This window comes from Photobacterium damselae (assembly GCF_003026815.1).
Taxonomy (GTDB): domain Bacteria; phylum Pseudomonadota; class Gammaproteobacteria; order Enterobacterales; family Vibrionaceae; genus Photobacterium; species Photobacterium damselae.
In genome coordinates this window covers 80,095-102,105 of the sequence record NZ_PYOG01000007.1, presented here as the reverse complement: position 1 = coordinate 102,105, position 22,011 = coordinate 80,095, and the positions used below count along the sequence as shown (strand labels likewise).

Genomic DNA, 22,011 nt, shown 5'->3' with positions numbered 1-22,011 from the left:
TTTCTACCTTATTTTTACCCCTCAATTCCGGAGATATTAATCGTGTCAAAGCGTCGTGTTGTTGTAACTGGCATGGGCATGCTAACACCGGTTGGTAATACTGTTGAAGATTCATGGAAAGCACTTCTATCAGGTACTAGCGGCATTAGCACTATCGAGCATTTTGATGTAACAGGTTTTGCTACACAATTTGCAGGCATGGTAAAAGACTTCAATTGCGAAGATTACATGTCGAAAAAAGATGCTCGTAAAATGGATCTATTTATCCAATACGGTATCGCAGCTGGCGTGCAAGCATTGAAAGATTCTGGCATTGAAGTTACAGATGAAAATGCAGCGCGCATCGGTGTTGCTATCGGTTCTGGCATTGGTGGTCTTGGCTTAATTGAAGCTGGTCATCAAGCTCTGATGGAAAAAGGCCCTCGTAAGATCAGCCCATTTTTCGTTCCATCAACTATTGTTAATATGATTGCGGGCCACATGTCTATCATGTTTGGTCTTCGTGGTCCAAACATTGCAATCTCTACCGCGTGTACAACAGGCCTTCATAACATTGGCCATGCGGCACGTATGATCGCATACGGTGATGCAGACGCTATGGTTGCTGGTGGTGCAGAAAAAGCATCAACACCATTAGGCATGGGTGGCTTTGCAGCAGCTAAAGCGCTATCAACTCGTAATGATGATCCTCAAGCAGCTTCTCGCCCATGGGATAAAGACCGTGATGGTTTTGTTCTAGGTGATGGTGCAGGTGTGATGGTACTGGAAGAGTACGAACACGCAAAAGCACGTGGCGCTAAAATTTATGCAGAAATCGTCGGCTTTGGTATGAGTGGCGATGCTTATCACATGACTTCTCCAAGTGCTGACGGTTCAGGCGGTGCACTTGCTATGGAAGCATGTCTACGTGATGCTGGTATTAATGCTGATCAACTTGGCTATATCAATGCACACGGTACATCAACACCCGCTGGTGATGTTGCTGAAACTCTAGGCATCAAACGCGCTATGGGTAGTGCTGCTGATAAAGTAATGGTTTCTTCAACCAAATCTATGACCGGCCACCTACTAGGTGCAGCGGGCTCTGTTGAAGCAATCATCACAGCACTAACTCTAGTTGATCAGGTTGTTCCACCAACAATTAACCTTGATAACCCAGGCGAAGGTTGTGACCTAGACTACGTACCAGGTACTGCTCGTGACGTAAACCTTGAGTATGCTCTATGTAACTCATTTGGTTTCGGTGGTACTAACGGTTCGCTTCTGTTTAAGAAAATCTAATTGAATCGGATTAATTGACGATTTCTTAGCTTATCACCGCGAGAAATAAAGCAATTAACCTGATATGATAAGTCAGCTCGGTATTAGTACCGGGCTGTTTTTTTATCTGAAAAGTGGTTTCTAAGGATTGAATTTGGCTTGGGTTAACGGTCAACAACAGCATTCTTTATCGATAAGCGATCGAGCAACACAATATGGTGATGGCTGCTTTACAACAATTTTGGTGATAGATGGCCAGCCTCAGTTGTGGGACTTTCATCTCCAGCGGTTACAAGATACCTTGGCTTACTTCGCGATAAGCGCGCCAAATTGGCAACATATTACCCAAGAGGTGTTCGTACTAGCTCAGAAATTCAAAGAGAAAGGTGGTATTAAGATACTGATCTCTAGAGGCTCTGGTGGTCGTGGTTATAGCGGCCAAGATTGCTCTCAAACACAAGTGATTATTACAACCTTTGCATGGCCCGAACATTATTCTCAATGGCAACAGCAAGGGATTTGTTTAGGTGTGTGTTCCCAGCGTTTAGGTCTTGCCCCCATGCTTGCTGGTTGGAAACACCTTAATCGATTAGAACAAGTCTTATTAAAACAAGAAATTGAAAATAACCATTGGCTAGATGGCCTTGTTCTTGATCTTAATGGCAATATTACTGAGACCAGTGTCGCGAATATCTTTTGGCGAAAAGGTTGCAAGGTTTTTACTCCAACACTTAAATTTGCTGGTGTTCATGGCGTAGTGAGACGAAAAGTAATTGAGCTGATACAGACACTGCCTTATCAACTAGAATTTATTGATGCTCCTATTGAGGAGATTATGGGGGCTGAAGAAGTCTTTATTACTAATGCGTTAATGTCGTTAGTACCAATTAATCAAATTGAAAATCAGACATTTCATCAACGTCAGCTATTAAATGCGCTTATAAAGGGGTTAACAGCGTGCTAAAAAAATTAATGATTGTGATAGTGCTCTTGGGCGTAATAGCAGCAGGGGGCGTTGTTTTTGCCTATCAGGAAGTGATGGCATCTCTATCTCAACCAGTAACAACAGAACAGAAAGAGTTGATTACTGTTAAACCTGGCACAAGCTTTCGCAGTTTGTTAAATCAACTTGAGAAGCAGGATATCATTCCCGCCTCACAATGGTATCGTTGGATTGGCCATGTAGAGCCTGAATTATTGCAATTGAAAGCCGGTAGTTACCTAGTTGAATCGAAAATGACATTACAGCAGTTACTGACATTAATCGGTTCTGGAAAAGAGCATCAATTCTCGATTACTCTCGTTGAAGGCGAGCGTTTTAGTGAATGGCTAAAAGAACTGCAGCAAGCACCTGAAATGCAGCATGAAACCGTTGGTTTGTCTGAAGCTGAAATTGCAAAGGCGCTGAATATTGACACCAATAAGCTAGAAGGCTATATGCTACCAGAAACGTATAATTATACGGCTGGTATGAGTGATCTTGATATTCTTAAACGTGCTCACAATAAGTTGGAATCGGTATTAGAAAATGCATGGCAAGGTCGAGAAAAAGATCTGCCACTAAAAACTCCTTATGATGTATTAATCATGGCGTCGATCATCGAAAAAGAGACTGCTGTTGACTCTGAGCGTGATGTTGTTTCGTCTGTGTTTACTAATCGTTTAGAGAAGGGGATGCGATTGCAGACAGATCCTACGGTTATTTACGGTATGGGTGATAAATACGATGGCAATATTCGCAAACGCGACTTAACAACGCCAACACCATACAATACCTATGTTATTTTCGGTCTACCGCCAACTCCTATCGCCATGCCAAGTAAAGCATCTATCTTAGCCGCGGTACATCCAGCACAAACGCAATACTTGTACTTTGTTGCTAATGGTAAAGGTGGGCATACATTTTCAAAAACATTGGCAGAGCATAATCGTGCTGTGCGTCAGTATTTAAGAACATTAAGAAACAAATGAACGGAAAATTTATCGTAATTGAAGGCCTTGAAGGGGCTGGTAAAAGTACAGCAATATCACAAGTTATTAATGTACTTGCTGAACATGGTATTCATGATCCTGTGGCAACTCGTGAGCCTGGTGGTACACCACTTGCTGAACAGATGCGAGCATTAGTTAAAGAAGGGCATCCAGATGAGCCGTTAACCGATATGGCTGAACTACTACTGCTTTATGCCGCTCGTATTCAGTTAGTCGATAATGTGATAAAACCGGCTTTAGCACAGGGACGCTGGGTTGTTGGTGATCGTCATGACATGTCTTCTCAGGCATATCAAGGTGGTGGCCGTGGTTTTGAACAGCAGTTAATGATGAATCTGCGTAATACCGTACTTGGTGATTTTTGTCCTGATTTTACAATATATATGGATATTGATCCTGCGCTTGGTTTACAGCGAGCTCGTGGACGCGGGGCACTTGATCGTATTGAACAAATGAATATCGACTTTTTCCATCGTGCTCGAGCGCGTTTTCTTGAGTTGTCAGAGCAAGATCCGAATACAGTTATTATTGATGCTAGTCAGTCTTTAGAAGCGGTAACGGCGGATATCTCTAGCGCTTTGACACAATGGTTGGAGCAGCAGTAAATGATTTACCCATGGCAACAGAGTGTATGGCAAAATTGGCAGCAACTGTTACTGCAAAAGCGTTTCCACCACGCTATTTTATTGCTTGCTGCTAAAGGTAGTGGGCAAGATGCCTTAGTTCGTGAACTTGCCCAAACCGTTCTGTGCCAGAATAATGATCATCAAGCCTGTGGTGTGTGTCACAGCTGTAAACTTTTTGCTGCGGGTAACCATCCTGATTTTCATGTGATTAAGCCGGAACAAGAAGGTAAGCAGATAGGCGTTGATGCGGTTCGTCAGTCTAATCGTTGGGCTGTTGAAACCTCACAGCTTGGCGGCCAACGCGTGATTCTTATTGAAGAGGCTGATGCAATGGGCGAAGCTGGCGCTAATGCTATTTTGAAAACATTAGAAGAGCCTCCTGCTGGTTGCCAATTTATTCTTACCGCTCGGTCTTTAGATAATCTGTTACCGACGATTGTGAGTCGTTGTAACAAATGGCGATTGCCTACACCAAATAGTAAAGATACTCAACGTTGGGTTGAAAATCAGTTAATGCAGTCCATTTCAACTGAAGCAGTAAATTTAAATAATGGCGCACCGATAGCCTCTTTAAATTTTGTCGAAAATGGCATGGATATCCGTCATGTTAATTTGATTAAAACCTTCACGGCTTTTGTTCAACCTCCTCATATTGGGATTTACGATCTTGCTGCGCTCTGTACGCAAGATGGTATCGCAAGTTTGAAATGGTTGAGCTATTTTTTAGTCGATTGTTTAAAAGTCCAACAAGGTGTTCAATCAGGTTTTGTCCATAATGAATCTTTGGCTCTGGTTCACCAGGTTGCTGCTGTTTTACCGATTCATGTAGTGATAGATCAAATCCAAAAACTGAATGAACTACATCGCAAGCTTGAACGTCATAGTGGACTAAATATCGAGTTGCTGGTTGTTGAATGGTTGACTGGTTTTATACTTAATTAAGTAAAATTTGCTGGTATTTTTACTTAATGAGTACGTTAATTTAAAGAAAATGAGCTCTGAAGCTGTAAGGTTCCACGTTCATTAGTTATGAGGAAAGTATTGTGTTAGTCGATTCACATTGCCATTTAGATAAATTGAACTATGGCGAACTACACACCGGGATTGATGATGTACTAACGAAAGCCAAGGAACGTGGCGTTGAATATTTTCTATCGATTGGTTGTACTCTACAAGGGTTTCCAACCATGATGGAATTGATCGAACCGTACGATAATGTTTTTGCATCATGTGGCGTTCATCCTCTTGATATTGAAGAAGGATTTGATTACGAGCAGCTAAAAGCTTTTTCCAGCCATGATCGCGTAATTGCTATCGGTGAGACCGGGTTAGATTATTTTTATCAGCCAGAGTTAGCAGAAAAACAGCAAGAAGCATTTCGTATGCAAGTACGTCTAGCTGTGGAATTAAACAAACCTCTTATTATTCATACCCGAATGGCTCGAGAAGATACGCTGCGTATATTGCGAGAAGAGGGCGCACAAAAATGTGGTGGTGTGATCCATTGTTTCACTGAAAATTTAGAATTTGCTCAGGCTGCTATTGAGTTAGGTTTTTATATCTCAATTTCAGGCATTGTTACCTTCAATAAATCAAGCGATTTGAAAAATGTGGTAGCGCAGTTGCCGCTAGAGCGTCTTTTGGTTGAAACTGATTCTCCATTCCTAGCTCCAGTTCCATTCCGAGGTAAAGAGAATCAACCGGCTTATGTTCGTGAAGTTGCTCAATATGTTGCTTTACTCAAAGGCGTTTCGGTTGAAGAAGTAGAAAGTGTTACCACAGATAATTTCTTTAACTTATTCTCATTTGCAACACGTAAATAAGAATATAATTGAATAACAAAAAGGGGGCTTAGTGCTCCTTTTTTTATATCTGCAATCTAACTCTCCATATTATTAGAGTGTAAAATATCCTGTGTGGTGGTTATTTAAACTTAACTAAATGTGATATTAAAAAATAAAAGCTGATGTAATTTTAAATTATTCTGTGGAAGGTAATGAGTGAATGTTTGATTAATTCTATAAGTGTGATCCGGTTTACATTTTAATTGTGTTGTTTATCTTTTTCGTGGAAATTGTGATGGGCATCAAGCTATATTTACGCTTAGGATTCCTCAGGCAAATACAGTATCCAACTTCGGAATGAAAGCAGAATGTGGATTGTATGCTTTTTTTTGCGTATGCCTGAGTGATTATAGCGAATTTAATTAACTATTGGTTTAGTAAAATAGTAGATATAAATACGAAATTCATAATCTGTAGTTTATTAAAGCGTAATCGCATAATCGTAAAATTTATATAGAGCTGGATGCTATTTTTAATATTTAAGATCACTTCAAAGTTGATGTTGAGGAGACACAATTCATGAAAGCCTTCTTTAGTAAACTATCGCAAGCAGTAATGCTTCCGATAGCCTTACTACCAGCAGCAGGTATCATGCTAGGTATTGGTGGTAGCTTTACCAACCAAAGTATGATCGAAGCGTACAATATTGGTATTTTGCAAGACGGTACCGTTTTAAACAGTTTCTTACAAATCATGACCGCCGCTGGTGGTATTGTATTTGCTAACTTACCTCTAATGTTTGCTCTTGCCATTGCAATTGGTTTTGCTCGTGCGGAAAAAGGCGCGGCTGCCCTAGCTGCAACTATTGCCTACTTGGTAATGAACGTTGCGATTGCAAAAACATTATCAGTAGCTGGTATGGTTGATACAGCAGATAACACTGTTGTATTGATGGGCAGTCATTATACGGGTGTGCTTGCTGATGTGTTGGGCATCCACAATACGTTAAGTATGGGCGTGTTTGGTGGTCTGATTGCTGGTGGTATCACTGTTGTTTTACATAACAAATACCACGATATTAAGCTTCCTGAATTCCTAGGCTTCTTTGGTGGCGCACGTTTCGTACCTATCGTAAGTGCATTCTCTGCACTATTTTACGGTATTGCACTTGTATTTATCTGGCCATTCATCGGTGCAGGTTTTGGTACAATTGGTGCAATGCTTGGTGAAATGACAGCCTCTGGTCACGGTTATATTGCCTCTTTCATCTTTGGTATTATTGAACGTGCTCTTATTCCTGTCGGTCTTCACCATGTATTCTATCTACCTCTATGGCAGACAGAAATTGGTGGTACAGCTGAGATTGCAGGTCATGTTTATAAAGGTACTCAGAACATCTTCTTTGGCTCTTTAGCGAATGGTGATTACTCTCACTTCTCATCAACTAACTTTATGAGTGGTAAGTTCCCATTCATGATGTTTGGTCTACCTGCAGCTGCGTACGCGATGTACACTGTAGCAGATAAAGAAAACAAAAAAGAAGTTGGTGGTCTACTGTTCTCTGTAGCTCTTACTGCGTTCTTAACCGGTATTACAGAGCCAATTGAGTTTACTTTCCTATTCTTATCAGCTCCGCTTTACTACTTCATTCACGTACCTCTAGCGGGTCTATCATTTATGATTATGGACTTGCTGCACGTGAAAGTGGGTATGACATTTAGTGGTGGTTTTATCGACTTCGCACTATTTGGTATGCTTCCAGGCCTAACGGGTACTAATAACCACTGGTATTACATTCCTCTACTAGGTGTAATTTATGGTCCGCTATACTTCTTCCTATTCCGTTGGTTTATCTTGAAGTACGACATTAAAACTCCTGGCCGTAAGGGTAGTGCAGTTGCTGTTGTTCGTAAGAAAGATTACCAAGCATCTAAAGCTGCAGGCGCTGCAGGTTCAGACGATGATCAAATTGATCTGATGATTGAAGCATTAGGTGGTAAAGATAATATTGAAGATGTTGATGCTTGTATCACTCGTCTACGTATCACCGTTAAGAATGGCGATCTTGTTAAAGATAACCAATACTGGACTCAAGAGCTTGGTGCTAAAGGTTTAGTTAAAGTAGGTGGTACTGGTATTCAGGCTATCTACGGTGCACAAGCCGCAGGTTATAAAGCTCAGATTAACTCTAAGTTAGGTAAGTAATGAATTTCGCGCTGAAATATAAGCGAATAGGTACATTTCTGATCGATTTGTCGATTGTGCAAATGTTTGTCATGGTTGCACAAGATCTGTACTTAGGAATTATCGCTTATATCTCTAAAGGGACCGGCGCGAAAATATCGCTTAATGACGCGATGGCTTTGCCAACATTACTTGCGTTAATTATTGGTATTATGATGCTATTTATTGGTATTTATATGGGATATCAATGGTTGTGTTTCCGTTTACTTGGAACATCCTTATCTCGATACCTACTCAGTGTTAAAGTTGTTTCAACCGATGGAAAAACTTTAACCAAAGAGCGATACCTAAAACGAGAGTTTAACAAGATTTATTTATGTGTTGCGACATTGGGTCTGTATGCGCTCTACAGCGGCGCTCAGTTTCTTGCCTTTAGTCACTTACCATGGCACGACAAGAAAAATTATACGACCGTTGTATCGCGTTAAATAATTCAAGAAGACAATTAAAGCCACAGTCTATACTGTGGCTTTTTTTATGCGAATTTTATGCGAAAAAATGTTTAACCATGCTGATATATGTTTAACTGGTATTTAATATCGCATTTCTATTCTAAATGTTGAATATGAAACTTATTTTACGTTGTAAATATTTGAATTCATTTAAAATCAGTTAGTTATATAGGATGTAACTATTTGATATTGTTGTTTTTCTAAAAATAGCCAGATTTTAAGCTATCTTACTTCGTTACATAAAGTAACAAAGGTTGCAATAAGGAAAAGGACAGCAAAAGAACGGTCATAGTTTTTATTGTTATTTTTTTATTTTAAATCAATGGATTACACAGCTGTTGCTCATGAGTTGTTGTTAGAACCTCTGTGATCGAAACGATATTTTGAAACTATAGTTTTGCTTTCGATAGCTTTTATCTTTTACCCCACGTTATATTTTGCTTCGCATCTTACATATATGCTGAAAAAAACATAAACACGAAATGAAGCATTATGACTACGGGGGTATGTCGCTTCGTTTTTACACACTAACAATAAAAGCATCTCACTCAGGAGCTTCAGTATGTTTAAAAACCTTTTTGCTAGCCTGCAGAAAGTCGGTAAGGCACTTATGCTGCCTGTATCGGTTTTGCCGGTAGCTGGTATTCTACTTGGTGTTGGTGCCGCTAACTTTAGCTGGCTACCAGATATCGTTTCTCAAGTTATGGCACAGGCAGGTGGTTCTGTGTTTGGCCAAATGCCTCTACTATTTGCAGTAGGTGTGGCGCTTGGCTTTACTAACAATGACGGTGTAGCAGGTCTTGCTGCAATCGTAGGTTACGGCATCATGGCTGCAACACTAGGTGTTATGGCGCAAGTGATGGGCGTAGATAAAATCGATACAGGCGTGCTAGGTGGTATCCTAACTGGTGGTATCGCTGCATGGGCATTTAATAAGTTCTTCCGTATTCAGCTTCCTGATTACTTAGGCTTCTTTGCTGGTAAGCGTTTCGTGCCAATCATGACTGGTTTCTGTGCGATTGCTCTTGCTCTTGTTCTATCTGTTGTATGGCAGCCAGTAGGTGCAGGTATCGCAGCATTCTCTGATTGGGCCGCACACCAGAACCCAACAGTAGCATTTGGTATCTACGGTATTATCGAACGTTCTCTAATCCCATTTGGTCTACACCATGTTTGGAACGTACCTTTCTTCTTCGAAGCGGGTAGCTGTGTGAACGCAGCTGGCGAAGCTCGTACTGGTATCCTAACTTGTTACTTAGAAGCAAATGAAGCAACTCGTCTTGCTGGTAACGGTTTTGGTCAGCTAGCTGGCGGTTACATGTTCAAGATGTTTGGTCTACCTGCTGCTGCAATCGCTATCTGGCATTGTGCTAAGCCTGAAAACAAGGCGAAAGTGGGCGGTATCATGATTTCTGCTGCGCTAACTTCGTTCCTAACAGGTATTACTGAACCAATCGAATTCTCATTCATGTTCGTAGCTCCTATCCTATACGTTATCCACGCATTCCTTGCAGGTTCTGCTTATGTGTTAACTAACTTATTAGGTATGGTTCACGGTACTTCATTCTCACACGGTTTCATTGACTTTGTTGTTCTATCAGCAAACTCTCAGAAACTATGGTTATTCCCTGTAATGGGTATCATCTACGCAATCATCTACTATGTAGTGTTCCGTGTAGTGATTACTAAACTAGACCTTAAGACTCCTGGTCGTGAAGATGAAGATACTTCAGCTGCGGTTACAGGTTCTGAATCTGAAATGGCACAAGAGCTAGTAACAGCATTTGGTGGTAAAGACAATATTACTAACTTAGACGCTTGTATTACTCGTCTACGTGTATCAGTTGCTGATGTAAATAAAGTAGATCAAGACCGATTGAAGAAACTAGGTGCTGCAGGCGTTGTTGTTGCTGGTAGCGGTGTTCAAGCAATCTTCGGTACTAAGTCAGATAACTTGAAATCAGATATGGATGAGTGGATTCGTAGCCACTAATCTCACACCATAACCCCTATGGTAATGTAAAGAGGTCTCATTGAGGCCTCTTTTTTTATTCCAAAAATTAGAAATCGACTGCTTTTCCAACAAATACTCATTTTTATTTAAACGGTGTTTTATATTTTACATTGGATTGACATTTTATGTGAGTGCGTTTTTTAAACTCTTTACTATACTTGTGCTGATGCAGTGGCGCTTATGGTTATGTTTTTCTTCAATGCAATTTTATTTCCATAAGTAAGAGTTGAGCTCTTATCTCTGAACGCTATCTTTTAGTGGTCGTGCCACGATTCTGTTGCAATTATCCGAATATTATAAAAATGCAAATAAAGGACGAAATATGGGTTTATTAGATTTTGCTCGCGATATTGGTAAGAAGCTGTTTTCAAATGAAGATGAAGCACCAGCCAAAATTACTCAACATATTGAAGAAAATAATCCTGGCGTAAATGATCTTCAGGTTAATGTTGAAAATGGAGTTGCAACTCTGTCTGGTTCTGCAGATTCTGCTGCAGCACGAGAAAAAGCGATTCTGATGGCGGGTAATGCTCAGGGTATCGAGAGCGTTGTTGATAATATTTCTGCACCTGAAGAAATGGCAAATGTGACTTATTACATCGTTGAAGATGGCGATAGCTTGTGGATAATTGCAGAAAAAACACTGGGTAACGGTGCGAAATACGAGCAAATTTTTGAAGAAAACAAAGAAGTTATTCAAAATCCAGATTTGATTTTCCCTGGACAAAAACTTCGCATTACTCAGGCATAATGAATCAATAAGTCAGTTATTTTAAATAAGGTAAACGAGGGTGTTTATGGATATTACAAAAATCTTAGAAATTGGTGCGCAGTTGTTTAGCCAGTCACAAGCCAATACGGGTGGTTTAAATCAGGGCTCAATTGTATCTGCACTGTCTCGTTTGCTTGGCGGCGATGAAAATGGTCAAGGCGTTAACTTTGAACAGCTATTATCATCTATTAATGGTGCAGGTTTAGCGAATGTTCTGCAGAGCTGGTTAGGTAATGGTGAGAACAATGCCATTTCTGCTGATGATATTGCTAATATCTTTTCTGGCTCTCAGCTATCTGATTTTGCTAATGAGTTAAACCTATCAGAGCAAGATGCTAAAACGGGTTTAAGTGAAGCTCTTCCTGCGATGGTTGATAATGCAAGTCCTGCTGGTGAAATTGCTGGTGAGTTACTAAACGCCGTAGGTGGTGTTTCTGGTCTACTGAATATGGCTGCAGGCTTATTTGGTAAAAAATAACTAGACCAATGCCCAAATAATTTCACCTTGGAAACTATTTGGTTATACCCAAGTAACTACAAAAACCTCGGCGAAATAACGCTGAGGTTTTTTTGTTATTGTCGGTTTTATAAAGAAATGAAGAAAAGCATTAGGACTGGCACTAACATACTCAGAATAAAGCCACTGACTATAGCTATAGGTACACAGCGGATCCCGCCACAGTTTTGAATGACAGGTAAAGTAAAATCCATAGCTGTTGCACCAGCATAACCGATAGCCATTGCAGGTCTTTGGTTAATAATCATGGGAATTAAAGTTAGTGCCACTAACTCACGCATCAGTTCATTTAAAAAAGCGGCACCACCATATATAGGACCTAAGCCATCGCCCATTAAAATGCCGGCAAGAGAGTACCAACCAAACCCTGATGCCATAGCCAATCCATTTTTGATGGGAATATCGAGAATGAGTGCCGCAATCACGCCACCTAAAAGGGATGTTGTTAGAATGACAGAGGCTAAGATCATACCTTTTTTATTTAATAAAATCTGACGCAGCGTCATGCCGCTGTTTCGAAGTTGAATTCCAATAAAAAACAATAAAATAAACAGTATGATTTCACTGGCTTTATCCACCCAAGAGAGATTCATATTGATAAGTAGACCAATGATTAATCCGCCGCCCACAACAAAAATCAGCTGAAAAGACTCAAATAACATCTTCATAAGTGGCATGGATTTCTGCTTTTTTTCTGTTGCTAAATTCCAACGGATATCCAGAAAAGGAAGGGCGACAAGGTTACAAAAGCTGATCGCAACAAAGAATGTACCTGCATATAGTAGAATCTGCTCTAGGTTTTGGCTGAGGTTATCTAAGTTAGCCAGACTTAATCCCATCAGAGCAAGGATAACAAGAACCAGTCGACTGGTCAGGACATTAACATGATTTAGTAGGGATGCATTTTTTATTGGGATTAAATAACCGATAATAAGAGGCAAAAAGATAAATAGCATCCCTGAAAACATAGTAACCTCTCTGGTATTTTTGGGGTTTATTTAATTCATTTTTGGTATAAATTGCTTTTATAATAATGACTTATGTCACAAGCTGTCATTGGAAATGAGCTTATCAATAGTTATAATCAGAGGTCAATCAAAAGAGGTAAATCAGGTGATTATTTTTTGTAACGATTTTTACAAAAAATAGTGATACTGACATTAATAGAATTGAAAGCGTTGCTGCAACTCTCACTTAGAGGGGCAGCAACGCAGTGTAGGAGGGATAATATAGGTATTATATTTGGCAACAGGCTAATTGTGGATTAGATACCACAACGCTTGATTATGTCATGGACCTGTTTATTAAGCTCTGAAAGCTCAAGTTGTGATAACTCGTACATAACCTCAGCACCAAGTAGATCTAATTCAATGTAATGATCATGAATAGCATCGTCATTATTTTTCATTAAAAGAAGATGGTTAGCCATTCTTGCAATATCTAAATAGTTAATATTGTCATTAGAGTATAATTTTCTATTTGATGCGACTTCTTGGTAATCATTATCAAAACCCCAATGCTTTAAAATAATAGGGCTAATATCACTGCAGCACTCTTGAAAAATAAATAAAGCTGCATCTAACTCTAAGTAATTTCCATTCTTTAAATAGAGTTGGTATTCGGAAAGCAAACTGAATAAACCAATATCAGCCAATAAGCCTGTTAATAATGCTTTCTCTGGTAGAAGAGGTTCTGCGTTATCAGGATGTTGATTAATAGAATAACAAATTAGAGCCATTGTGCCTGCTAATTGGCGTGAACGATGAGCACTATGTTGTAGAACTTTATTACATTGTTCGTGCTTTTTGTATGAAAACTTTAATGTTTCAATAGCTTGCACTGTAGCGATATCTCTAACTCGCATGATCCCTAAGCGGGTAATTGCCGTAGAAAGATCATTACACACAATATTTCGGCGATTAAACAAGACCGCATTTGAAGTACGAATAATTTTAGCGGTCAGTGCTGGATCATCGATAACAATATTTGCTACTTCCCTTACCGTAATATCTTTACGTAAACATGCTTGCTGTAATCGAGTTAATACTGTTGGTATTTGAGGCAAGGTTAGCTGGTTATTTCGAATTGATGTTTTGACTAGATTACAAAACTCAGACTCAATTCCTTTTATTAATTTATTATGTTCTGGGTTTAACCAAAAAAATGATAAGTGCGACATTCTTTCTATATAGTGGCTTTTGATGAAGGCATTATACGTATTTTAACCTTGGATGCCGTTGTTAAGTTCAAAGTTTCTTATATCTAAGTCAATTAAATGATGTTCGTATGGTGGGCAATGGTAAAAATAACCAATCTTGTTGCGGTATTGTTAATAGGAATTGCGGTCAAGGTGTTATTTACAAAAATACATCAGTTTCAACATAATTTATAAAAAACATCTGTGAGTACGTTCAGATTTTTGACACATAGAATCCTGCAAAAGAGTGCTTTTGTTAAAAATGTGAAGACACGTAACCATCGAAAATGCAAAGATTTTTTTCACCACTTGGATGAAAAATGGGAGATTGTGCTCAAATATTATGGTCTCTTTTTGTCACTTTTTGCTTTATTTGCGATGAATAATATGCCTGTATTCTCAAATTTATAATGTTCTTGATTTCATATGTAGCCTTTATAAAACAGATGGATTATTGTCAATCTGTTGACGCACAAAGGTGTGTATTTTGGATATATTTGAGAGAAGAATATTGATTACTAGGAGGCTGTTGTGAGAAATATCAAGGATGAATTTCTTAATTATTTGAATGACTTCGGTCCTTTTGAAAAACGTTCGATGTTCGGTGGAACCGGTGTTTTTGTTGATGGTGCTATGTATGCCATTATCAATAACGGTCGAATTTTTTTACGAGGTGGAGAAACGCTAGATGACGAATTGATCGGCTTAAACTGCGGAAGATTCAAGCATGTAAAACGTAGCACAACAGCCATTGTTAATTATTATGATATTACGACTATTTATCTTGATAATGAGCCTAAATGCCGTGATTTAGTCAATAAATCAATTCAATATGCTTGTGCAGAACGCAACATTAAGTTTTCTGAAGACAGTCGTCGTCTTCGTGACCTACCGAATATGCGTTTAACCTTAGAACGCATGGTGAAAAAAGCTGGGATTCCAGATGTAAAGAGCTTTATGTCATTGGGGGCTGTTGAAGTATACCGTAAAGTTCGTCGCTCTCATGGTAGTGGTGTTGATGTGAAATTGTTATGGATTTTTGCTGGTGCCGTCGATGGATGCCATTGGACATTACTAAAAGATGAGCAAAAATCAGTACTACTAAAAGCATTAAATAACTAACCCACATTTTAAGCTTTCTTTTTAAAGGTTATGTAAAGCCACTGATTTTTAGTGGCTTTTTTGTTACTCTTTTTTAAACAAAGCCAAATTGATGAGATAATTTATGCAGTTGCCAAAGCTTTCGGGCTCGGTCCTTTCTGGGTTACATTGTTTTTTGATTGCAGCCGATCAGATGAGTTTTACTCGGGCAGCGGAAACGTTATGCCTTACTCAAAGTGCTGTTAGTCATAAAATTAAGAACTTAGAGGAAATTCTGGGTGTTAAGCTGTTTATCCGTCAACCACGAAAATTAACGTTAACACCAGAAGGGCAGCATCTAAAAGAGGTTCTCGCTCATAATTTTGGTGATATCGCCCTTGAGATCCGAGATCTTAAAAGTACAGAATTAAGTGGTGAGCTTAATGTTTCTGTGCCCCCAACCTTTGCTCAGCGTTGGCTCGTACCTCGGCTAAAAGGTTTCTTAGATAAATATCCTAGTGTAAGAGTACATTTGCGTACTCGTAATGATTTAGTTGATTTTCAGACTGAAAGTTTTGACTGTGCGATCTATTTTGGCCACGGTAAATATGCTGGCCTACATGCGGTAAAACTCATGGATGAAACTATGTTACCTGTATGTAGCCATGAATACGCTGTTGAGCATAATTTATATCATCATCCTGAGAATTTAATTTTATGCTTGTTGTTACATGATGCGGCACCTTGGGCTCGTGCTGGGCGTAATGATGAATGGCAATATTGGGCTAAGCGTTTTGGGGTAGAACTGCCTGATAATGGCTGTACTTTTGATCGTGCGGATTTAGCATTACAAGCCGCAGAACGAGGTATTGGTGTTGCAATGGGGCGACGGTCATTCATCACTGAGCAGCTAAAGGAGAATCGATTAGTTACGCCTTTTGATATGTCTGTTTTCTCGCCTCAGCATTATTATGTTGTTTGTCGACAAGACGTAAAAGATTCAGCTCGTATACAAGCATTTCAATCTTGGCTAATGAGTGAAATTGCTCAGACTGATAATGATGACTTATCAGCCTGAGGTTACTTGGGTATAACTCAATTTAAAGTTCAATTAACTCATTGCCAGATGATTTTTGTTCTTTAAATAGTTTTAAGTTATTAAGCGTTGTGTCTGCAATATTAGCTAAAGCTTCTTCGGTCAAAAAGGCTTGGTGGCCTGTGAATAGAACGTTATGACATGAAGATAAGCGACGGAATACATCATCTTGAATAACATCATTAGATTTATCTTGAAAGAACAGATCTTGCTCGTTCTCATACACGTCAACGCCAAGCGAACCAATTTTTCGGTGTTTAAGTGCTTCAATGGCATCTACTGAGTTGAGTAGACCACCACGACTGGTATTGATAATCATCACGCCATCTTTCATTTTGTTAAATGATTCTTCATTAAGCATATGATGATTTTCAGGTGTCATTGGGCAGTGCAGAGTAATAACATCCGCTTGTTGATAGATATCATCGAGTGTGGTGTATTTGGCACCAAGTTCAATGGCGGCAGGGTTTTCAAAAGGATCAAAAGCAAGAATATTCATGCCAAGACCGTTTAAGATTCTCATGGTCGCAATACCAATTTTACCGGTACCAATCACACCAACCGTTTTACCATGGAAGTTGAACCCGGTTAAACCTTCAAGAGAGAAGTTAGCATCACGAGTACGCTGATACGCTCGGTGAATGCGACGGTTTAGACTCAACATAAGTCCTAGTGTGTGCTCTGCGACAGCTTCAGGAGAATAAGCTGGAACACGAACCACTTGAATCCCAAAGACTTTAGCTGCCTCTAAATCGACTTTATCAAATCCCGCACAACGCATTGCGATAATTTTAACGCCATATTGTGCTAATTGTGCAATAACGTGGTGATTAAGGTCGTCATTAACAAAGGCACATACCGCATCAAAACCATGGGCCATTTTTGCGGTATGTCGAGTTAAGCGAAAGTCGTAATAGGTCAGTTCGTGATGGTAGTGTTTGTTGATATGCTCAAAAGATTTTTGGTCATAATTTTTTGTACTAAATACAGCTACTTTCATCGTTACCACCTAAAATTTTACCTAAATTATGCCGGTATATTCTTGGATTTATTCTTTAATGATAGTTCGCAAGACGTAAGATATCCGACCAATCTACTGGGTTATTTTTCTGTGATGACCATATCACTTTTTTGTAAGTGATGAAAGTTTTGTATGATAAATTAACTGTCGGAAAGTGAGAGTCGATTATCACTGATCGCCTGCATGATTCTCGCTGTATCCAATATTCGAGCCCAAGGCATTAAATCTGATTCATTTTCAATGATATAAGTAGTTAATTGATCCGTTACTATTTGCTTCAGAGCTTCACCACTCCATGGCTTGGCAATAAAGTAATCGAGGCTAGCGTTATTTACAGCCTGTACGGTTTCGTCTAATCCAGCTTGTCCTGTCAATAAAACTTTACGAGATAAAGCGGTTTCTTGCTGTTGTTTTAATTCAATCAAAAAATCAATACCGGTTTCGTTTGGCATGATGTGATCGCACAAAATTAAGGCGAGGGGGATCTCATCGGTTATCGCATCGGCTAAGACATCACGGGCTTCTGCTACTGATTCTGCGGCTTCAATAACAAAATATTCTTCCAGTTCACTGAGATCATGGCAGACACTGTCAAGTACTTCGCGTTCATCATCAACACATAAAATAAGATATTTGTTCATACAGCCTCCTGCTGATTAAACGGTAGCGAAATAGGAAGGGTAACAATCATTTTGGTGTAGCAGCCTGATTTAGATTCGACGCTAATACGGCCTTGGTGTTGATTGACGATTTGTTGGCAAACGGATAAGCCGATCCCTAGACCAAAATTACCTTCACGTTTTGTGGTGTAGTTCAGTTCGAATATTTTTCGTTGCAACTCAGCTGGAATACCTTTGCCGTTATCTTGGAAGATGATATCAATCGCATTGTCCAAAATTGTGGAATATTGGGTGGTAATGATAATTTCTCCTGGTTGCTCAATGGCATCCAATGCATTGGCAATAAGATTAGTCCACACTTGTTGTAAAGCAATAGGTTGGCAGCAGATCTCCGGCAAATTGGCGTAATTTTTTATTACCGTGTTACGTTTTAATTTGTTGTCAAAAATGATTAACGTGTCTTCGATCCCTTCGTGAATATTGGCCATATGCTGGCTTTCATCATCTTGACGAGCATAACTTTTGAGGCTTTTGACGAGATCGGCGATACGTTGGGCACACACATTAATAGAACGCAGAAAATTACCCATTTGATAGTAGTTATCCCATTCGGCCATAACTTGGGGTAAATCGTTCTTCTGACTAAGTAGCCAATCGGTTAATAATTCAGGGTCATCTAATCCCATTTGTACGGCTTTTCGGGCTAACTGACGATCACCCAATTGGCTTTGCAGCTCTTTCGCTTTTGCTCGCGCATCAGAGGTCGATAACGGACGAGAGTGCATAGCTTGTTGCAAAATTATATTGCCGCGTTGTTGATTCTCTAAGCTCAACTGGCTATCGGTTAGTTTAATAATGGTCTCTTTGAGAGTATCACTGCCTCGTAATATCGCAGACACAGGATTATTCAGTTCGTGAGCAACTCCCGCAACAAGTTGACCAAGCATCGCCATCTTTTCTTTATCTATGAGTTGATGATAAGCGTCATCTAACGATTGCAAGGTCTGTTGTAGCTTCATTTCTGTTTGGATGCTGCCCTGTAAGCGGCGGTTGAAGTTACGTAATAACAGGTTGGTAAAAAGCGGGAGCAACTCATTTTGAGAGTTCATCACTTGAGTAAAAAGTTGTTGATCGAGTTTAATTACATCAGTGACGGTTTGTGTAATTCCGGTAGAAAAAGAGACTTCCCCCGTCATAAACGACATACCGCCAACTAAATGCCCAGCTCCGACTCGAACAACTTCATGTTGCTTATTTTGTTCGTCTTTTTTATAGAGCGCGACTTCCCCTTGAGAAATAAACCAAAGAAAAGCATTAGGTTGGCCTTCCGTTGTTAAGATATGACCTGGACTATAAGTACGACGAGCTTTGGTTTCATCGTTTTGGGCAAAAAATTGGTTTAAGGCACTAGAAACCTGTTGAGCCAGTCGTTCATCGTTAACCTCTTCTGTTGTTTGAATAAACCGAGAACGAAAACGAGACATTTGCCTATCAATATGCGCTTTTAATATTCGACGATGCTCTAAAACTTGGCTGTAGAGTAACCAATCAACTTCTGGATGTTTTAATACATAACTGGTTAGTTCTTTGGCAACCATGGGGAGCAGTTCTTGAGATTGCCAAGGTTTGGTCAAGCAGTAGTTTAATCGACCCTCATTGACTGCTTGCATAATATCATCAAGCTGAGCTTTATCATTTAGAAGAACCGTTCTCGCTTGCTCAGTAATGGGGTGCTGGTGGAGCTGAATCAGAAAATCAATGCCACTATCATTGCCTAAGTCATTATCACACAGCACCATAGCAACAGTTTGATTGTTTTGCGCTACTTGAACCAGAATTTGATAAGCCTCTGCAATGGTTTGTGCGGTGAGAATATCAAATAAATGGGAAAATCCGTTTAAGTCCTGCTGAAGCTGCTGGACTACGGTAGGGTCATCATCTAAGCACAAAATTACAAAGCTATTCATTTTCAGCTCTCGTTATCTTCGTAATAATTTCAAGTGTATATTAATTGTTCATTTCAGTTTGCGATTTAGCTTGCAAAGGTAGGGATTCTTTTTGTGGTCTGTTCAATTGGGTTGGGTGTGAGCGTAAGTTGTAATACACTGAGCACAATTAAAACATTCACGTAACTAGGATTGAATATGTGGAAGAAAGCTTTTGCCGGTGCGGGTGCGGTTTCTATCGTGCTGTGTTGGCCATTTATCACCGGTCAAATTGGTGAGAGAATTTATTTAGACTCTATTGCGAAAAATAAAAGCCCTTACCTTACTATTACTAATGAAAAGTATGATTGTGGCTATCTCTCTTCTAATGTTATTTCTAAAATCGTAGTTAAAGACGAATATAAATCATTGTTTGAAGAGGATGGTTTACCAACTTCGTGGACTCTAGATCATCATATTAAGCATGGTTTTTTCCATATAACTTCTGATAGCACTGTTCAGTTAACTGATATTGAAAGAAAAAAAGCAGATGCGATTTGGGGTAAAGATGTACAGCCGGTAACACTAGAAACAGAAACGGCATTAAATGGTAATACCGAGTTTACGTTTACAGTGAATCCAATTCATTATCAAAGTGAACTTGGAGAGAAAGTAGACTCAAAAGCATTTGTGCTTTCAGGTGATATGGATGTGAATGGTAAAGGGAATTTCCAATATCAGCTACCACAGTTTGATGTCACAACGGTTGCTAAGGAAACCATGGCATTGTCTGGCTTGAAAGGTGGTGGTGATGGTCAATTTGTTGATCAATTCTGGATCGGTTCACAATTCTTTGATTTAGCAGCTATTAAGTTAGCTACTGCTGAAGATACTCAACATATTCAAGCGAGTGACATTAAAGTTACGATGAGTAATGTATTGAGTCAGCCTAAAAATGCAGTCAAACCAACGGAAGCAACTGAGCAAGTAACAAATACTAATGCCGTTTCTGTTGGCCAGTTTGTGACTTTAGATGGACAGAAGTTCACTAATTTCAATTTCAAAATGGCGTTTGAAAACTTAAATTATCAAGCGATTACTGAACTGAGTAAGATGACAAATCCAGCTGATGGTCAACTTTCTCAGCAAGATGTTGATGCTGCCGCACATGCACTTGATGTGCTTGTTGAACAAGGTGTGATATTTAATTTAGAAGATTTAAGTGTTAAGACAGAGCAAGGCGACATTAATAGCCATATGAAATTAATCGTAGCTCCTGGCCTTAAAAACTCATCTCAAAATATTGCCGCGATTACGAAGCAGTTAACGGGCGATCTAAGTTTAGTGGCACCAAAAGCGTTAGTTGATAATAACCCTGTTGTGGCACAGCAAATTAAAGCACTTAAGAAAATGGGCGTTATAGAGCAAAAAGAGAATACTTATGATCTTGCCATGAAGGTGGAGGGTGATTACTTAGTATTAGCCTCTGGTGCTAAATTACCACTTTCTATGCTGTTGATTCCATTTATGTAATACAGATAGTTACCATCATAAAACCCAATAGAATTTCGATTTTGTTGGGTTTTTTTATCGATTTTTTTCGTATTTTTTAATTTTTTGACTAACAATTAAAAGAAATGGGGCAGGGTATTAGCATAAAACACGATATCACTCTGCACAGTGGAAGATGCAATTATATTGTGGGGGTTATATGGAATCACTCAAAGTGAAAGACTATATGAATGTTCGCCCTGTGACGTTTAGCAAAGAGATGTCGCTATCGATTGCTCTTGATAAGATGCTAACGTCAAAGCAAATTGGTGGCCCAGTGGTAGACGAATTTAAGCATGTTGTCGGCTTTCTTTCCGAACAAGATATGCTTCATAAACTGCTTAAGGTTGGTTATCACTGTCAAGATACACATACTGTTGAAGAGTGTATGCACGCCGATGTATTAACGGTTTCTCCCAATGATTCGATTATTGAATTAGCTGATGTAATGTCAGGCCAAAAGCCAAAAATTTATCCTGTTGTGGAAGATGGGCGTTTGATCGGTGTTATTACACGCCGAGATGTACTCAATGCTATCAGCACACAAATTGGTAATTGTTTTAAACATCCACTTTAAACTCGTTGTTCTGATCGTAATCTCTCTTTCTTGCGCTCCTTGTGGGCGCTTTTTTTCTGTTTCTCGCCTTTAATAACCCATTCTTCTAAAAAAGTTTTTCATATTTCGTCGAATTATTGATCTAACTCGGGGAAAACATTGTCATAGCTATCCAAAATAGAGCCGAGCTAAATGTAACAGCGTACTTTGATATCCAATTTGTTCATTTTTAGATGTGCCAATTAGATATAAAAGTGGCAGAGGCAAGGATTGCCATAAGATACGCATCGACTGAGCTGATTCT

The 22,011-nt window shown here is 39.3% G+C and carries 20 protein-coding genes; 15 read left to right on the top strand and 5 right to left on the bottom strand.

Annotation, left to right across the window (positions count from 1 at the left end):
• The first annotated feature begins 42 nt into the window (after nucleotides 1-42).
• The 11 genes from fabF to CTN07_RS08965 all read left to right on the top strand — a co-directional run bounded on the left by fabF (nucleotide 43) and on the right by CTN07_RS08965 (nucleotide 11,622).
• The gene (gene fabF, locus CTN07_RS09015) at nucleotides 43-1,281 is read left to right on the top strand and encodes a beta-ketoacyl-ACP synthase II (RefSeq protein ID WP_005298517.1); all 1,239 of its coding nucleotides are present in this window, start codon (nucleotides 43-45) and stop codon (nucleotides 1,279-1,281) included.
• Nucleotides 1,282-1,414: 133 nt separating this feature from the next.
• Nucleotides 1,415-2,224 carry an aminodeoxychorismate lyase gene (gene pabC / locus CTN07_RS09010; RefSeq protein ID WP_005298519.1) on the top strand — a complete coding sequence of 270 codons (810 nt, stop codon included), beginning with the start codon at nucleotides 1,415-1,417 and terminating at the stop codon, nucleotides 2,222-2,224.
• Nucleotides 2,218-3,231: an endolytic transglycosylase MltG gene (mltG, locus tag CTN07_RS09005; RefSeq protein ID WP_005298522.1), complete on the top strand. Its 1,014-nt coding sequence runs from the start codon at nucleotides 2,218-2,220 to the stop codon at nucleotides 3,229-3,231. The genes pabC and mltG overlap by 7 nt, the downstream gene beginning before the upstream one ends.
• Nucleotides 3,228-3,857 (top strand): dTMP kinase, encoded by a 630-nt coding sequence (tmk, locus tag CTN07_RS09000; protein WP_005298524.1) that lies wholly within the window; start codon nucleotides 3,228-3,230, stop codon nucleotides 3,855-3,857. The genes mltG and tmk overlap by 4 nt, the downstream gene beginning before the upstream one ends.
• Entirely contained in the window at nucleotides 3,858-4,820 is a 963-nt protein-coding gene (holB, locus tag CTN07_RS08995; RefSeq protein ID WP_005298525.1) for a DNA polymerase III subunit delta', read from the top strand.
• A gap of 101 nt (nucleotides 4,821-4,921) precedes the next feature.
• Nucleotides 4,922-5,701 (top strand): TatD family hydrolase, encoded by a 780-nt coding sequence (locus CTN07_RS08990; RefSeq protein ID WP_005298526.1) that lies wholly within the window; start codon nucleotides 4,922-4,924, stop codon nucleotides 5,699-5,701.
• A gap of 540 nt (nucleotides 5,702-6,241) precedes the next feature.
• Entirely contained in the window at nucleotides 6,242-7,867 is a 1,626-nt protein-coding gene (locus CTN07_RS08985; protein WP_005298528.1) for a PTS transporter subunit EIIC, read from the top strand.
• Nucleotides 7,867-8,334: an RDD family protein gene (locus CTN07_RS08980; protein ID WP_036763511.1), complete on the top strand. Its 468-nt coding sequence runs from the start codon at nucleotides 7,867-7,869 to the stop codon at nucleotides 8,332-8,334. Before CTN07_RS08985 ends, CTN07_RS08980 begins: the two co-directional genes overlap by 1 nt.
• Nucleotides 8,335-8,920: 586 nt before the next feature.
• Nucleotides 8,921-10,351 carry a PTS glucose transporter subunit IIBC gene (gene ptsG / locus CTN07_RS08975; protein WP_005298530.1) on the top strand — a complete coding sequence of 477 codons (1,431 nt, stop codon included), beginning with the start codon at nucleotides 8,921-8,923 and terminating at the stop codon, nucleotides 10,349-10,351.
• A gap of 343 nt (nucleotides 10,352-10,694) precedes the next feature.
• Nucleotides 10,695-11,123, top strand: coding sequence for a peptidoglycan-binding protein LysM (gene lysM, locus CTN07_RS08970; RefSeq protein ID WP_005298531.1), 429 nt, complete (start codon nucleotides 10,695-10,697; stop codon nucleotides 11,121-11,123).
• Nucleotides 11,124-11,169: 46 nt separating this feature from the next.
• Nucleotides 11,170-11,622: a YidB family protein gene (locus tag CTN07_RS08965; RefSeq protein ID WP_005298533.1), complete on the top strand. Its 453-nt coding sequence runs from the start codon at nucleotides 11,170-11,172 to the stop codon at nucleotides 11,620-11,622.
• Nucleotides 11,623-11,729: 107 nt separating this feature from the next.
• Here the strand turns inward: CTN07_RS08965 and CTN07_RS08960 are convergent, their stop codons facing one another.
• Both CTN07_RS08960 and CTN07_RS08955 read right to left on the bottom strand, forming a co-directional pair.
• The gene (locus CTN07_RS08960) at nucleotides 11,730-12,629 is read right to left on the bottom strand and encodes a LysO family transporter (protein ID WP_005298535.1); all 900 of its coding nucleotides are present in this window, start codon (nucleotides 12,627-12,629) and stop codon (nucleotides 11,730-11,732) included.
• 296 nt (nucleotides 12,630-12,925) lie between these two features.
• A complete protein-coding gene (locus CTN07_RS08955) occupies nucleotides 12,926-13,840 on the bottom strand; it encodes an HDOD domain-containing protein (RefSeq protein ID WP_005298537.1) in 915 nt (304 codons plus the stop codon).
• Nucleotides 13,841-14,389: 549 nt separating this feature from the next.
• Here CTN07_RS08955 and CTN07_RS08950 point away from each other — a divergent pair.
• Both CTN07_RS08950 and dsdC read left to right on the top strand, forming a co-directional pair.
• Nucleotides 14,390-14,980, top strand: a complete 591-nt coding sequence (locus CTN07_RS08950; protein ID WP_005298539.1) for a TfoX/Sxy family DNA transformation protein — start codon at nucleotides 14,390-14,392, stop codon at nucleotides 14,978-14,980.
• Between the two features lie 103 nt (nucleotides 14,981-15,083).
• Nucleotides 15,084-16,016 carry a DNA-binding transcriptional regulator DsdC gene (dsdC, locus tag CTN07_RS08945; protein ID WP_005298541.1) on the top strand — a complete coding sequence of 311 codons (933 nt, stop codon included), beginning with the start codon at nucleotides 15,084-15,086 and terminating at the stop codon, nucleotides 16,014-16,016.
• Between the two features lie 22 nt (nucleotides 16,017-16,038).
• Here dsdC and CTN07_RS08940 read toward each other — a convergent pair whose 3' ends face one another.
• The 3 genes from CTN07_RS08940 to CTN07_RS08930 form a co-directional block, all read right to left on the bottom strand.
• Nucleotides 16,039-17,034: a 2-hydroxyacid dehydrogenase gene (locus tag CTN07_RS08940; protein ID WP_005298543.1), complete on the bottom strand. Its 996-nt coding sequence runs from the start codon at nucleotides 17,032-17,034 to the stop codon at nucleotides 16,039-16,041.
• Between the two features lie 161 nt (nucleotides 17,035-17,195).
• On the bottom strand, nucleotides 17,196-17,696 hold the full coding sequence (locus CTN07_RS08935; RefSeq protein WP_036763513.1) for a response regulator: 501 nt from the start codon (nucleotides 17,694-17,696) through the stop codon (nucleotides 17,196-17,198).
• The gene (locus CTN07_RS08930) at nucleotides 17,693-19,642 is read right to left on the bottom strand and encodes an ATP-binding protein (protein WP_005298544.1); all 1,950 of its coding nucleotides are present in this window, start codon (nucleotides 19,640-19,642) and stop codon (nucleotides 17,693-17,695) included. Before CTN07_RS08930 ends, CTN07_RS08935 begins: the two co-directional genes overlap by 4 nt.
• 177 nt (nucleotides 19,643-19,819) lie before the next feature.
• Between CTN07_RS08930 and CTN07_RS08925 the strand changes: the two genes are divergently transcribed.
• Together CTN07_RS08925 and CTN07_RS08920 are read left to right on the top strand one after the other, a co-directional pair.
• Entirely contained in the window at nucleotides 19,820-21,133 is a 1,314-nt protein-coding gene (locus CTN07_RS08925; RefSeq protein WP_005298545.1) for a DUF945 family protein, read from the top strand.
• Between the two features lie 178 nt (nucleotides 21,134-21,311).
• Nucleotides 21,312-21,728, top strand: coding sequence for a CBS domain-containing protein (locus CTN07_RS08920; protein ID WP_036764892.1), 417 nt, complete (start codon nucleotides 21,312-21,314; stop codon nucleotides 21,726-21,728).
• The last annotated feature ends 283 nt before the right edge of the window (nucleotides 21,729-22,011 follow it).